Origin of the sequence: Streptomyces griseiscabiei (genome assembly GCF_020010925.1) — a bacterium.
GTDB classification, from domain to species: Bacteria; Actinomycetota; Actinomycetes; order Streptomycetales; family Streptomycetaceae; genus Streptomyces; species Streptomyces griseiscabiei.
Genome location: NZ_JAGJBZ010000002.1, coordinates 1,978,350 through 1,992,256, shown reverse-complemented (window position 1 = coordinate 1,992,256; position 13,907 = coordinate 1,978,350). Strand labels below are relative to the sequence as shown.

Genomic DNA, 13,907 nt, shown 5'->3' with positions numbered 1-13,907 from the left:
GGAGTCAGGTCTTCCACCACAGGCGAACGTTCATGCGGAGCGCCCGCGTACTTGCCCGAAGGAGCGGGGGAAGGGGCGGGGCCGGAGGGCAGGGACGGGGCAGGGGCGTGCGGACCCCGGGCGAACCCCTGGCGGGCAGGGCGGGCGGGCACGGCGGCCGGTGTCGGAGTCGTCGGAGGCGTTCGTCTCCGCGTCCTCCGGTCGGCCGCCGCGCGGACCCCGGCCTCAGGACGAGTGGACCACCGCGTCCAGGTGCGGCAGGTAGTGGTCCAGCCGCTCGCGCTTGGTGCGCAGATAGGTGATGTTGTCCTCGCACGGGGTGATCAGCAGCGGCACCTGCTCGGCGACGTCGATGCCGTGGCGCAGCAGCGCCTCCCGCTTGCGCGGGTTGTTCGACATCAGCCGGACCGAGCGGACACCGAGGTCGTGCAGCATCTCGGCCGCCACCCGGTAGTCGCGGGCGTCCACCGGAAGCCCGAGCGCGAGGTTCGCCTCGACGGTGTCCAGCCCCTCGGCCTGGAGCTTCATCGCCTGGAGCTTGGCGAGCAGACCGATGCCGCGCCCCTCGTGGCCGCGGAGATAGACGAGAATGCCGCGGCCCTCGGCGACTATCGCGCGCAGGGCGCTGTCGAGCTGTTCGCCGCATTCGCAGTGCTGGGAGCCGAACGCGTCACCGGTCAGGCACTCCGAGTGCAGCCGGATGAGAATTCCCTCACCGCCGGAGATGTCGCCGTACACCAGAGCCACTTGTTCCTCGCCGCGGTCCTGGTCGAGATAACCTACGGCCTCGAAGTCGCCGTAGGTCGTGGGCAGGGGGGCGTTCACCACGCGTACGGCGCCGGAGGACTGGGCATTCGTGCCGAGTACACCAACATTTTCTGTCATGATCTGGTTCCTATCTGGTGAGTCCTGACGTCATGCGAAAATGACGGAGCATCAGCAGAGACGAAAGGCCGTGAAAAGATGAGCAGTTCGAGTCTTGCACCGAATCTGGTACCGACGGACACCACCGCGGACGTCCGGGCCCGGGGGGAGGCGGCCGGCCGGCAGGTCGCGGTGCTTCCGGTCGGCAGCTACGAGCAGCACGGCCCGTATCTGCCGCTGGCCACCGACACGCTGGTGGCCTGCGCGATAGCCGGCGAGATAGCCGCCGCGTACCCGGTGCACCTCCTGCCGCCCGTGACCATCGCCTGCTCGCACGAGCACGCGGCTTGGCCGGGCACCGTCAGCATCTCCGCGACGACGCTGCACGCGGTGGTGAGCGATGTCGCCGCGTCCCTGCGCCGGTCCGGCGTCGAGGCACTGGTCGTGGTGAACGGACACGGCGGTAATTACGTCCTGGGCAATGTGGTCCAGGAATCCACCGCGGCGGGACATCGAATGGCTCTTTTCCCGGCGATGGAGGACTGGAACGCCGCATGTGAACGAGCGGGCGTACAGACCTCGTTGCTCAGCGATATGCATGCGGGAGAGATAGAGACCTCCATACTTCTGCATTGCCATCCCGAATTGGTCCGGCCCGGTCACGAGACCACCGATTTCCTTGCCGACGACCGCCGTCATCTCCTCTCCCTCGGTATGTCGGCCTACACCGATTCCGGTGTCATCGGCCGTCCGTCCCTGGCGTCCGCCGCGAAGGGGAAGGAGTTGCTGGCAGGGTTCGTGGATTCCTTCGGGGCGTACTTCTCGTTGGTCACCTCGGACGCGTGGGGCACCGCTCCGGTTCCGTCGCCGGGCTCGCCGGTGGGCGACTGACGACGGGCCCGCAGGGAGCCGTACCAGCGTCCGACGAGCACGAGGGCTCCGGGCAGGGCCGCCGCGAAGCTGAGCACACCGTAGACGACGGCCACGGTCAGCCCCTGGGAGGCGCCCAGGCCCGCGGCGCCGAACGACCAGGCGGTGACGCCCTCACGGGGGCCCCAGCCGCCGACGTTGAGCGGCAGGCTCATGGCGATCAGGGCCAGCAGCGCGAGGGGCAGCAGCCGCAGCGGGGTCGCCGCGGAGCCGGCCACGCGCGCGGCGAGCAGGAAGGTCGCCACGTATCCGGCGAGTACCGCCACCGAGGAGAGCAGGACGGCGGGTCCGCTGTCGCGGCGCAGCAGGACGCCGCGCGCCTCGGTGAGCGCGGCCCGGACCCGGCCCCGGCCTCTGCCCGTGCCCGGCCTGCGGCCCATGCGGACCGCCGCCCAGATCGCCAGGGCGCCCAGCGCGGCGAGCGTGGTGATGCCCGCGACGTGCCGGGTCTGCTCCAGCACCGGGGACGGCAGGACCAGCAGGACCGTTACGCCCACGACGGCCAGCACCAACTGGCCCGCGGTGCGCTCGATCACCACCGCGCGCACACCCCGGCCCATGTCGCCGGAGCTCTGTCCGTGGCGCACCGCGCGGTGCACGTCGCCGAGGACGCCGCCGGGGAGGGCCGCGTTGAGGAAGAGCGCGCGGTAGTAGTCGGCGACGGCCGGTCCGAGCGGCAGCCGCAGCCCGAGCGCCCGGGTCACCGCGCACCAGCGCCACGCGCTGAACACCGTGGTCAGCACGCCGATCCCGACCGCCGCCGCGAGCGTCACACCGTCGATCCGCCGCAGCCCGTCCACGAACACCCCGGTCCCCATCCGCCAGAACACGACGACGAGGATGACCGTTCCGGCGAGCGTGCCGAAGTGGGTGCGCAGGGCGCGGCCGAAGCGGGAGGCAGGGCGGGCCGCGGCGCCGGCCGCGGCGGAGTCGGCGTCCGGTTCCGTGCGGGACACGGCCGGCGCCGGGGACGAGGTCGAGGTCTCGGGCGAGGTCGCGGGCAGGACATCGGTCGGGGCTGCCTGGGAGGACGCCGTACCGGCCTCGTCCCGGCTCCGGCCGCCGACCGGCTCGTCCGGCAGCGGCACCGGCCCCTGCCGCGCGTCGTCCACCGTCGAGGCCGTACGACCGTACGGCGTGACCGAGGCGGCGACGGCCTCCACCGGGGTGGTCCCCTCGGGGACCGCGCCCGGGATCGGCGTGGTGGAGGCGGCGGCCGCCCGCGGCGCGTCCGACGACGCCGCCGCGACGGGCGGGAGTTCGCGTGAGCGCCTGCCGGGCGTGAGTGCGCGCACCCTCGCCCGCGCGACCGGCGTACCCGCCTTCACACGGGCCCGCACACCACGCGGGCGTACGCGGACGCGGTCCACGGGCGCTGACGGGTGCGCCGTGACCGGCGGATGCACCGTCACCGACGGGTGCGACTCGACCGTCTCCTCCACCGGGGCCGTCATGAGACTCCGCCCGTCGGCCGGGGCAGGGCCAGGACGTCGCTGTGGTGGACGACGACGCGGAGTTCACCGGCCGCGTTGGCGGCCAGGCGCTCGCGGAGGTAGGCGTCGGCGCGCTCGGCGAGTTCGGGCCGCTGTTCGCACGCGGCGCCGACCCAGCCGCGCAGCCACTCCTCGGTGAGGGCGGTGTGGCGGGTGTCGAGCTGCCAGGGGCTCGGGTGGACCCGGACCGTCGCGCCCTGCTGGGCGAACGCCTCGCAGGCCACGGTGATCGCGTCCGGGCCGAGCAGTTCGCTCGCGCGCTGGTGGGCGTTGAACGCCTCGCCCAGCTCGGCGTCCATCGGGTGTGCGGGGACGAGGTCCACCCGGCCCACCACCGACAGCGTCAGCAGCGCGGGCACCCCGGCGCCCGCACAGGCCGCGGCGAGCGCCTCGATCTCCTCGCGGGTGAGCACGTCGAGCAGCGCGGAGGCGGTGACCAGCAAGGCCCCGGCCAGGTCATGCGCCGTCAGCCGCCCGATGTCGCCGCGCCGTGTGCTGACCGTGACGGGGCTGCCGTCGGCGGCGGCACGGGGCGCCCGCGCGACGGCCAGCCGCAGCAGGTTCGGGTCCTGGTCGTGCAGCACCCAGCGCTGGGCGCCGTCCAGCCGGGGGGCGAGCCAGCGGCCCATCGACCCGGTGCCGCAGCCGAGGTCGTGGACGACCAGCCCGGTGGCCCGGCCGGGCAGGTTCGCCAGGCGGATGCGCAGCGGGTCGAGCAGGTCCGCGGCACGGGCGTCGGCGTCGGCGCTCTCGCGCAACTCCAGCCACTGCGGCGCGTACTGGTGGCCCTCGGGCGCCGGTGTGTCACCACCGCGCCCGGCCATGCTGAGCGCTCCGCCGACGGGGGACCCCGCGGCGACACCGGCCGGGCCTGCCGACCCGGTGGCCGCGGACGTGCCCGCCGGGGTGTTCGGGCCGGTGGACAGGGGACCGCCCGCGGACATGGTCATATCGGCAGAAGTGGTCATGCGGCCCTCCGGGGCTCGTGCCGCAGCCGGCCCAGTACATGGGCGAGGCTGCGGGCCGTGGTCGCCCATCCGTCCAGCGCGGCCCGGCGCCCGCGCGCCGCCGCCTTCAGCCGACGCCGTACGTCGGCCTCACCGAACCAGCCGCGCAGCTCCGCCGCGATGGCCGCGGGGTTCTCCGGCGGGACGAGGATGCCGGGGACCCCGCCGTCGGGGGCGCGGCCGACGGCCTCGGGGAGACCGCCGACGTCCGTGGCCAGCACGGGGATGCCGCGCGCGAGGGCCTCGGTGACCGCCATGCCGTACGTCTCGGCGTAGGAGGTGAGGACCATCAGGTCGGCGGCGGCGTAGCTGGCGTCGAGTGCCGCGCCCGCCTGCGGTCCGGCCAGGTGGAAGCGGTCCTCCAGGCCGAACTTCGCGATCAGGGTGCGGATGTGCTCGACGTACTCGGGCTCCTGGTCGAGGCCGCCCACCAGCACACAGCTCCAGCGCAGCTCGGTGACCGTGGCGAGGGCCTCCACCAGCCGGTGCTGGCCCTTGCGCGGGGTGACCGCGGCCACGCACAGCAGCCGGGAGACACCGTCGGTACCGGAGGCGAGGGGCGCGATGTCGGCGCCGGGGGCGGCGACATGGACCCGCTCGGGGGCGAGGCCGTGGTGGGAGACGAGTCTGCGGACGGCCCAGTCGCTGGTCGCGATCACGGCGGACACGCCCCGCAGGGTGGTCCGCTCCTTGGCGTCGAGTTCGGCGGCGAGCTCCGGCTCCAGGCCCGTCTCGTCGCCGAGCGGCAGGTGCACCAGCACGGCCAGGCAGAGCCGTTCGGCCTCGGGAAGGATGATCTCGGGGACCCCGCAGGCGACCAGTCCGTCGAGCAGGACCACCGTGCCGTCGGGGAGTTCCCGCAGCGTACGGGCGAGTTCGGCGCGTGCCGTCTCGTCCGGACGCGGCCAGCTGCCGCCGATCGCGTGCTTGTGCACCTGCCAGCCGAAACCGGGCAGATCGAGGCAGATCCGGCGGTCGTAGGCGTTGCCGCCGCTGGGCCGGGCCAGGTCGTCCACGCCGCCCGGCATCACGAAGTGCATCGCACGCAGCGACATGGGGACGATCGCCGCGTTCTTCAGCGCCGCGTTCTGCACGGGCACATAGCCGAGCCGCACCTGCTCTCCCCCGTCCGCGAGCCGCACCTTCTCTCCTCCGTTCGCCTGCACAGCGCTGCCGTATGCCTGGGCGGTGCCGACGGCCGCCCGGTCGATGGTCACATCGGTCACAGGGCACGCTCGTAACTCGCCCAGGCGATGTGCGACTCGTGCAGGGTGACCGTGAGGTTCGCGATGCCCTTGGCGTTCTCCCCCAGGGCGCCCTTGTGGATCCGCTCGGCGAGACGGTCGGCGATCACCTTGGCCAGGAACTCCGTGGAGGTGTTCGTGTGGGCGAAGGCGGGCTCGTTGTCGAGGTTGCGGTAGTTCAACTCGCTGACCACGGCACCCAGCTCCTGCGTGGCCAGCCCGATGTCTACGACGATGTTGTCGTCGTCCAGTTCGGCGCGCCGGAAGGTGGCGTCCACGAGGAACGTGGCGCCGTGCAGGCGCTGCGCGGGTCCGAAGACCTCCCCGCGGAAGCTGTGGGCGATCATGATGTGATCGCGGACGGTGATGCTGAACAACGGACGACCCTCCAGTGCGGTGCGTCTGCCCCCGGGCCGGGGCATGCCGTGTAGTACGGCTGCTCCCTACCCGTTGTTCAGCCGAGTTTTGCGGTTTCTTTGGAGGTCAGCGTTCCGTTCGGGCAGTTCAGGGGCGGGTGGGGCGAACCGGAACGCTCGACCTCTGTGCTCACTCGGCGTCGTAGCGCACCCGGTGGCACATCCCCGGCAGCTCGCCGCTCGCCAGCTTCGGCAGCACGTCCGGGAGTTCCTCGAAGGCACACTCTCCGGTGACGAGCGCGTCGAAGCGGGCGTCGGCGAGGAGTTCGAGGGCGAGCGCCAACCGGTCCGCGTACGTACGTCCGACGCGTCCGGCCGGGGAGACGGTTCCGACCTGGCTGCTGCGGATGGTGAGCCGGCGTGAGTGGAACGCCTCGCCCAGCGGCAGGGCGACCCGGCGGTCGCCGTACCAGCTGAGTTCGATGACCGTGCCCTCGGACGCGAGAAGTTCGAGGGAGCGCGTGAGGCCCTGCTCGTTCGCGCTGGCGTGCACGACCAGGTCGCACTCGCCGAGCGCGTCCTCGGGCAGCGCGAAGTCGACGCCGAGTGCGCGGGCGATGTCGGCGCGCGCCGGGTCCGCGTCCACGAGCTGGACGCGTACGCCCGGGTAGCGGGCGAGGAGCGCGGCGACCGAGCAGCCGATCATGCCGCCGCCGACGACGGCGATCCGGTCCCCGATGAGGGGCGCCGCGTCCCACAGGGCGTTGACGGCGGTCTCCACGGTCCCGGCGAGGACGGCCCGCGCGGCGGGGACCGACTCCGGCACGACGGTGACGGCGCTCACAGGAACGACGTAGTGGCTCTGGTGCGGATACAGACAGAAGACGGTCCTGCCGACCAGTGCGTCCGGCCCCTCTTCGACCCGCCCCACGCTGAGATAGCCGTACTTCACGGGAGCGGGGAACTCGCCCTCCTGGAAGGGAGCGCGCATGGTCGCGTACTGGTTCTCGGGCACTCCGCCGCGGAACACGAGTGTCTCGGTGCCCCTGCTGACTCCTGAGTACAGCGCGCGGACCAGGACCTCGCCGTCGGCGGGCTTCGCGAGGGTCTCCTCGCGGATCTCACCCCGCCCGGGGGAGCGTAGCCAGAAGGCATTGGCTGTCGGTTTCATGTGCGTCTCCGTGAACGGTCGAGCGGTTCGCCACGTACGCAGCGGTGGGAGTCGCGGACACGGTACGCGGCGATGATCCACTTGTCACACGTTCGGAAGGTATGCGGTGGCCCTGATCAACACATACGACGGCCGGCTGTTGCTCTCGGAGACGACGGTGGGCGCGGGCGCCCAGGTGCTGCTCCTCGCCTTCCTGGGCACGGCGATCGGACTGGGCCCGGCGGGCTGGCTGACCGGGCTGGCCTTCGGGCTCGCCACGTGGGCCGTCCTCAACCGCGCCCTGCTGCGCACCCGGACCCGCACCTTCGGCCCCGCCAACCGCGTCACGCTCGGGCGGGCGATACTCGTCGGCGCCGTCACCGCGCTGGTCGCCGACTCCTTCCAGAGCTCGCCGCCCGTCTCGCTCTTCGTCGGTCTGACCGCCGTGGCGCTGATCCTCGACGGTGTCGACGGCAGGGTGGCCCGCAAGACCGGGACGTCGACCGCGCTGGGCGCCCGCTTCGACATGGAGGTCGACGCGTTCCTGATCCTGGTGCTCAGCGTGTACGTCTCCATGTCGATGGGCCCCTGGGTGCTGCTGATCGGCCTGATGCGGTACGTCTTCGTCGCCGCCGCCAAGGTCGCCCCGTGGCTGAACGACTCCCTCCCCCCCAGCATGGCCCGCAAGACGGTCGCCGCGGTCCAGGGTGTGTTCCTGCTGGTCGCCGCCTCCGGTCTGCTGCCGTACGAGGCGGGCTTCGGCCTGGTCGCGCTGGCGCTGGGCTCGCTGCTCTGGTCGTTCGGCCGGGACATCGCCTGGCTGTTCCGCAACCGGGAGGGCCGGGGCGGGGCGACGGCCACGGCCACGACCGCGGCCACGACCCCGGCGGCCGTGAACGACACGGTGACCGCCATGGCCGTCGAGACCGCGGTGCAGATCGACCGCCGGGCACCCGAGCTGGTCAGCGTCACCGGCTGACGCGGCGCCGACCGGCGTCCTCCTCCGCGAACCGCTCTCGTGCGGGCCCGGCTCAGGGGCCCGCACGAGAGCGGTCGTGCGTGTGGGCGGTGGTGCGTGTGAGCGGTGGTGCGTGCGGGAGCGGTGTGCTCGCTGGGCCGGTCGGACTCAGCGGACCGTGAGGACGATCTTCCCGGTGGTCCGGTCGGTCTCCCCGTGGGCGTGCGCCTTGGCGGCGTCGGCCAGCGGGAAGGTCGCGTCGATCAGCGCGCGCAGCCGTCCCTGTTCCACCAGCTCGGCGATGGCCCGCATGCCCGCGTGGTCGGCCTCGACGAGCATCGGCCGCAGCCGTACGCCCAGCCCGGCGGCGCGCTCGCGGTCCTCCTCGTAGCCGTGCGGCAGGATCGTGACGAGGACGCCGCCCGGCCGCAGGACGTCCAGCGAACGGCTGCGGACCTCACCGGAGATCGTGTCGAGGACCACGTCCACGTCGGCCACGGCCTCGGCGAAGTCCGTCGTCCGGTAGTCGATCAGCTCGTCCGCGCCCAGCTCGCGCAGCAGTTCGTGCTTGCCCGCGCTGGCGGTGCCGATGACGTACGCGCCGCGCGCCTTGGCGATCTGCACGGCGAGGTGGCCCACTCCCCCGGCGGCGGCGTGGATCAGGACGCGCTGCCCCTGCCGCACGTCGGCGGTGTCGACGAGCGCCTGGTACGCGGTGAGCGCGGCCAGCGGCAGGGCCCCTGCCTGGACGTGGTCGATTCCGGCCGGCTTGTGGGCGAAGGAGCGGGCGGGGGCCGTGGCGTACTCGGCGTAGGCGCCCGCGCGGTGCGGATAGGGCAGCATCCCGAAGACCTCGTCGCCGGGCTCGAAGAGGGTGACCCCGACGCCGACCGCCTCGACCACCCCGGAGACGTCCCAGCCGAGCACGGGCAGCGGCTCGGGGCGCCAGAGCCCGAAGGAACGGTTCTTCCAGTCGGTCGGGTTGACGCCGGCCGCGTGCACCCGGACGAGGATCTCGCTCGGCCCCGGCTCGGGACGCGGCAGGACGGCCTCTCTCAGCACCTCGGGCCCGCCGAAGGTGTCCTGGGTCATGGCCCGCATGGTGGGGGTGTCGTTCTCGGTGTAGTCGTTCGTCATGCCGTCCAGCCTGCTGCGGGCCCGTGATCACGGCAATGGCACGATGGCCATCATTCGATGGGATCGTGCCACACTGGTGGTATGACCGTTTCCGTGCCGTCCCCGCACCGTGTGGTGGTCCTCGCGCTCGACGGGGTCTACCCCTTCGAGCTCGGCGTCCCGAGCCGCATCTTCGACGCGACCGACGGGCTTTACGAGGTGCTGACCTGCACCGTCGACGGGCGCCCGGTGCGTTCGGCGGCCGACTTCACCATCGCCGTCGAGCACGGCCCCGAGGTGCTGTCCACGGCCGACACCGTGATCGTTCCCTCCTTCGGCGTCTCCCCGGCGGCGGCCCGGCTGGTCGCGGCCGAACTGCCGGAGCCCGTGGCGGCGGCCCTGGCACGGATCAGGCCCGGCACCCGGGTGGTCTCCATCTGCACGGGTGCCTTCGTCCTCGCCGCGGCCGGTCTCCTCGACGGCAGGCCCGCGACGACGCACTGGGCGGTGGCCGAGGCGTTCCGGGCCCGCCACCCGCGGGTCGACCTGGACCCGGACGTCCTGTTCGTCGACGACGGCGACATCCTCACCTCGGCCGGCGCCGCGTCCGGCATCGACCTCTGTCTGCACCTGGTGCGCAAGGACCACGGCAGCGCGGTCGCCAACCGGGTCGCCCGCCGCTGTGTGGTGCCACCCTGGCGGGAGGGCGGCCAGGCCCAGTACATCGAACAGCCCGTCCCCGAGGATCCGGCCAGCGGCACCGCCGCCACCCGCCTGTGGGCCCTCGAACACCTGGACGCCCCGCTGGCGCTGGCCGACCTCGCCCGGCACGCCCGGATGAGCCTGCGCACCTTCGCCCGCCGCTTCAACGACGAGGTGGGCATGAGCCCCGGCCGCTGGCTCGTCCAGCAGCGGGTCGCCCGGGCCCGTCATCTCCTCGAATCCACCGACCTCCCGGTCGACGAGATCGCCGGTCACGTCGGCTTCGCCACGGGCACGTCCCTGCGCCAGCATCTGCACGCGGCGATCGGGGTGTCGCCGCTGACGTATCGGCGTACGTTCCGGGCGGCGGCGGACGCCCGGGAAGGGGCCGACCGGCTCGCTCCGGCCGGCCGGTGACGGCGCCGTTTTCCGCTAGCCGGTGACGGCGCCGGCCCCCGGCGGCATGTTGTACGGCGTCACCACCTGGATCGCCGACGGGAGGAACGGGCCCTCGTCGGGGAGGGCGTGATGGGCGCGCATGATCGTCTGGCAGGCGCGGCGGACGTCCTGGCGCAGGTCGTGGTGGAGCACGGCGGAGAGCCGGTGTTCGCGCAGCAGCCGGGTGTTGTCGTGGTCCAGGTCGTGGGCGACGAAGACGTGCGGCTCACGGCCGAGCGCGGCGAAGGCGTCGAGCGTCGCGGTGTTGCCGCCGCCGATGGAGTAGACGGCGGCGATGCCCGGCTCCCGTCGCAGCGCGCCGAGGACCAGGTCCCGCTGGGTGGCGTCGAGGCCGTCGCTGTCGGTGACCTCGACGAGTGTCCTGGCCGGTGCGACGGCGCGCATGACGCCCCGGAACCCCATCTCGCGCTCCTCCTCGTTGCGGTAGAAGCTGCGGCTGAGCGTCACCAGCACCGCGCCCGGCCGGTCGCCCAGCCACTGCCGCAGCAGATACGCGGCGGTCGCCCCGGCGGCCCGGTTGTCTATGCCGACGTACGCGCCGCGCGGGCTGCTCGGCAGGTCCGTCACGAACGTGACCACGGGAATCCCGGCCGCGACCAGCCGCTCCACGGCCGCGGTGACCTCCGGGACGTCCGGCGCCTTGAGGATCACGCCCTGCGAACCGCGCCGCCCGATACGGTCCAGCACACGCACCATCTCCGAGGCGGACCCGGTCTCCCGGAAGTGGAAACGGGACCGTACGACCGCCGGGTGCAGGGACGGCAGCTCGGCCTCCAGCGCCTCCCGGACCGCCGTGGAGAACCGGTCCGGGGTCTGCATCACGATGTCGACCATGAACGTACGGCCGCCGATGCGCACCTGCGTCCGCTGCCGGTCCAGGTCCCGCACGGCCTGCCGCACCTCGCGCGCGGTGCTCTCCCGCACCCCGCCCCGGCCGTTGAGCACCCGGTCGACCGTGGCCTGGCTCAGCCCGGCCTGACGGGCGATCTCACGGATCGTGTAGGGGTGTGCCACGGGCTGGTCCGCCGATCGTCCGGATGATGGGTTTTTGATGGTCCGCTGCGGGTTGTACGAGGGCCCGCGCGCCCCAAGACTGACAGAGGCGAGGACGCCGCGAAAGCTCCCGCGACCGGGCCCGTCAGGACAGCCGGAAACGATGCCCGCAGCACCCCGCCGAGCGGACCGAAAGGAAACATCCCCCCATGGCACTACTGGAGGACAAGGTCGTCCTCGTCAACGGCGGCAGTCAGGGTGTCGGCGCGGGCATCGTCCGGGCGGCCCTGCGCGAGGGCGCGACCGTCGCGTTCACCGGCCGTCGCGCCGAGGTCGGCGAGAAGCTCGCGGCGGAGACCGGCGCGACCTTCGTCCGGGCCGACCTGACGGACCCGGCGCAGGTGCGCGACGCCGTGGAGCGGGTCGTCGCCGCGCACGGCCGGGTGGACAGCCTCGTCAACGCGGCGGGCCTGACCTCACGCGGCTCGCTCCTCGACACCTCGCCCGAACTGTTCGACGCGCACATCGCGATCAACCTGCGCGCCCCCTTCTTCGCGATGCAGGCCGTGGTCGGGCATCTGGTGGCCCGCGCGGCACCCGGCACGATCGTCAACATCGGCTCGAACTGCGCGCACGGCGGCCCGCCGCACCTGGCCCCGTACTCCGCCGCGAAGGCCGGCCTCGCGGGCCTCACCCGCAACGCCGCCCACGCCCACCGCTGGGACCGGATCCGGATCAACGACCTCGACATCGGCTGGACGGAGACCGAGGGCGAGGACGCGATCCAGCGCGAGTTCCACGGCGCGGACGACGACTGGCGGGAACGGGCCGCCGCGGGCCTCCCCATGGGCAAGCTCGGCCAGGTCGACGAGATCGCCGACTTCGTGGTCTTCCTGCTCTCCGACCGCAGCGGGGTGGTGACCGGTTCGGTGATCGACTGGGACCAGAACGTCCCGGGCGCCATGGACTGACCTGCCTCCCGCCTCCCTGCCTCCCCTCTGCTTCCTCTCTGCTTCACCTGCTCTCATCTGCACTTTCGAAAGGGACACTCGTCATGCGCATTGGCATCCTGGGGCTGGGCCGCATCGGCGCCTTCCACGCCGAAACCCTCGCCGGTCTGGACGTCGTGGAGCAGTTGGTCGTCTCCGACCCGCTGGCCGCCGCCGCGCAGACGGCGGGCGAGAAGTTCGGCGCCGTCGTGGCCGACTCGCCCGAGGCGGTCTTCACCGCGGGCATCGACGGTGTCGTGATCACCGCCGCCACCGACGCGCACCCGGGCCTGATCCTGGCCGCCGTCGAGGCGGGCGTCCCGGTGTTCTGCGAGAAGCCGGTGGCGAAGACGGTCGAGGAGAGCCTCACCGTGCTGCGCGCCGTGCGCGACAGCGGCATCGAGGCCCAGATCGGCTTCAACCGCCGCTTCGACGCGGGCTGTGTGACCGCCCGCGAGGCCGTCCTAAGCGGTGAGCTGGGCACGCTGCACACCGTACGGTCCACCACCCTCGACCCGGCCCCGCCGCCGGCGGCCTACGTCGCGGTGTCGGGCGGTATCTTCCGGGACTGCGCGGTGCACGACTTCGACGTGGTGCGCTGGGTGACGGGCCGCGAGGTCGTCGAGGTGTACGCGACGGGCGGCAACAAGGGCGCGGAGTACATCAAGGAGGCGGGTGACGTCGACACGGCGTCCGCGCTGCTCACCTTCGACGACGGCACCATCGGCGTCATCTCCAACACCCGCCACAACGCCCGGGGTTACGACGTCCGTCTGGAGGTGCACGGCATGAAGGACAGCATTGCCGCCGGCCTCGACACCCAGCTCCCGCTGCGCTCCGCCGAGCCCGGTGTCACCTTCCCCTCGGGCGTCCCGCACACCTTCTTCATGGACCGCTTCGCGCCCGCCTACCGCGCCGAACTCGCCGCGTTCACCGAGGTCGTCGCCGGCACCCGCACCTCCCCCTGCACGGTCGCCGACGCCCTGGAGGCCAGCTGGATCGCCGAGGCGGCGACGCTCTCGGTGGCGGAGCACCGGCCGGTGTCGCTGGACGAGGTGCGCAAGACGGTTTCCTAGTGGTCCAGCTGTAGATCGTGATCTTCATGTCTGGGCGGCTTGTCGCTCGTAGTGCTTGACTTCGGATCGGGCCTGGTGTCGGCGCCGTCCGTCGGACCACGTGAGCTGGACGACCGCACCATGGACGTGCCGGACGACGAGCGCGGCAGTGAAGGTGCTGGATCTCGCTGTCGGCGAGCGATATCCGGCCGTCCGGCCTGGGGTGGCGCGCATGTTCGTCGGCGCGGACGAGGGTATCCCCGTGGTGCCCGGACACCCAATGTGTGACCTGGTGTTCAACCAGTCCGGTCAGGCCCCTGCCGGACTGGATGGTCTCCTCGACCGTCCATCCGCCTCCGGCGACGCGCGTCCAAGTCGACAACGCAATCCGGGTCGCCGAGTAGCAGCGGTGCTTTGGGCTCCGCACCGATTGAGACCTTCCGCCAGGTCCGTGCGGAAACTTTCTTGACCAGAGCGTCGGCGCGGCGCCCGCCTGCAGGGGTGGGAATCTGATGGTCGCAGGCGACGGCGGGTACGAAGCCGATCTCGCGCCTCTTCAGCCCGCCTCGCAGGTGCGGGTTGCCCCAGTCC

The 13,907-nt window shown here is 72.6% G+C and carries 12 protein-coding genes and 1 pseudogene; 5 read left to right on the top strand and 8 right to left on the bottom strand.

All coding sequences use genetic code 11. The features are described from left to right. Nucleotides 1–225: 225 nt before the first annotated feature. Complete coding sequence (ribA, locus tag J8M51_RS26040; RefSeq protein WP_216589166.1) at nucleotides 226–885, bottom strand: GTP cyclohydrolase II; 660 nt, start codon at nucleotides 883–885, stop codon at nucleotides 226–228. Between the two features lie 78 nt (nucleotides 886–963). Here ribA and J8M51_RS26035 point away from each other — a divergent pair, with 78 nt between their 5' ends. After that, nucleotides 964–1,755: a creatininase family protein gene (locus J8M51_RS26035; RefSeq protein WP_086756833.1), complete on the top strand. Its 792-nt coding sequence runs from the start codon at nucleotides 964–966 to the stop codon at nucleotides 1,753–1,755. Between the two features lie 113 nt (nucleotides 1,756–1,868). Here the strand turns inward: J8M51_RS26035 and J8M51_RS46145 are convergent. The 5 genes and pseudogenes from J8M51_RS46145 to J8M51_RS26010 all read right to left on the bottom strand — a co-directional run. Next, a pseudogene (locus J8M51_RS46145) lies at nucleotides 1,869–2,612 on the bottom strand (lysylphosphatidylglycerol synthase transmembrane domain-containing protein); the annotation flags it as partial. Between the two features lie 632 nt (nucleotides 2,613–3,244). After that, on the bottom strand, nucleotides 3,245–4,255 hold the full coding sequence (locus J8M51_RS26025; RefSeq protein ID WP_086756836.1) for a methyltransferase domain-containing protein: 1,011 nt from the start codon (nucleotides 4,253–4,255) through the stop codon (nucleotides 3,245–3,247). Then, nucleotides 4,252–5,520, bottom strand: a complete 1,269-nt coding sequence (locus J8M51_RS26020) for a glycosyltransferase family 4 protein (protein WP_086756838.1) — start codon at nucleotides 5,518–5,520, stop codon at nucleotides 4,252–4,254. The genes J8M51_RS26025 and J8M51_RS26020 overlap by 4 nt, the downstream gene beginning before the upstream one ends. Next, the gene (locus J8M51_RS26015; RefSeq protein WP_086756840.1) at nucleotides 5,517–5,915 is read right to left on the bottom strand and encodes a 6-pyruvoyl trahydropterin synthase family protein; all 399 of its coding nucleotides are present in this window, start codon (nucleotides 5,913–5,915) and stop codon (nucleotides 5,517–5,519) included. The genes J8M51_RS26020 and J8M51_RS26015 overlap by 4 nt, the downstream gene beginning before the upstream one ends. Before the next feature lie 169 nt (nucleotides 5,916–6,084). Further along, nucleotides 6,085–7,065: a zinc-dependent alcohol dehydrogenase gene (locus J8M51_RS26010; RefSeq protein ID WP_086756842.1), complete on the bottom strand. Its 981-nt coding sequence runs from the start codon at nucleotides 7,063–7,065 to the stop codon at nucleotides 6,085–6,087. A gap of 106 nt (nucleotides 7,066–7,171) precedes the next feature. Here J8M51_RS26010 and J8M51_RS26005 point away from each other — a divergent pair, with 106 nt between their 5' ends. After that, nucleotides 7,172–8,023 carry a CDP-alcohol phosphatidyltransferase family protein gene (locus J8M51_RS26005; protein ID WP_086756844.1) on the top strand — a complete coding sequence of 284 codons (852 nt, stop codon included), beginning with the start codon at nucleotides 7,172–7,174 and terminating at the stop codon, nucleotides 8,021–8,023. 147 nt (nucleotides 8,024–8,170) lie between these two features. On the opposite strand, the gene J8M51_RS26000 is transcribed toward J8M51_RS26005, so the two are convergent. Next, nucleotides 8,171–9,139: an NADP-dependent oxidoreductase gene (locus J8M51_RS26000; protein ID WP_256965001.1), complete on the bottom strand. Its 969-nt coding sequence runs from the start codon at nucleotides 9,137–9,139 to the stop codon at nucleotides 8,171–8,173. Nucleotides 9,140–9,220: 81 nt separating this feature from the next. On the opposite strand from J8M51_RS26000, the gene J8M51_RS25995 reads away from it, so the two are divergent. Next, nucleotides 9,221–10,237 carry a GlxA family transcriptional regulator gene (locus J8M51_RS25995; RefSeq protein WP_086756846.1) on the top strand — a complete coding sequence of 339 codons (1,017 nt, stop codon included), beginning with the start codon at nucleotides 9,221–9,223 and terminating at the stop codon, nucleotides 10,235–10,237. Nucleotides 10,238–10,252: 15 nt separating this feature from the next. Here J8M51_RS25995 and J8M51_RS25990 read toward each other — a convergent pair whose 3' ends face one another. After that, a complete protein-coding gene (locus tag J8M51_RS25990; RefSeq protein WP_086756848.1) occupies nucleotides 10,253–11,293 on the bottom strand; it encodes a LacI family DNA-binding transcriptional regulator in 1,041 nt (346 codons plus the stop codon). A 188-nt stretch (nucleotides 11,294–11,481) separates the two neighbouring features. Here J8M51_RS25990 and J8M51_RS25985 point away from each other — a divergent pair, with 188 nt between their 5' ends. After that, on the top strand, nucleotides 11,482–12,243 hold the full coding sequence (locus tag J8M51_RS25985) for an SDR family oxidoreductase (protein WP_086756850.1): 762 nt from the start codon (nucleotides 11,482–11,484) through the stop codon (nucleotides 12,241–12,243). An 83-nt stretch (nucleotides 12,244–12,326) separates the two neighbouring features. Next, on the top strand, nucleotides 12,327–13,337 hold the full coding sequence (locus J8M51_RS25980) for a Gfo/Idh/MocA family protein (RefSeq protein WP_086756852.1): 1,011 nt from the start codon (nucleotides 12,327–12,329) through the stop codon (nucleotides 13,335–13,337). The last annotated feature ends 570 nt before the right edge of the window (nucleotides 13,338–13,907 follow it).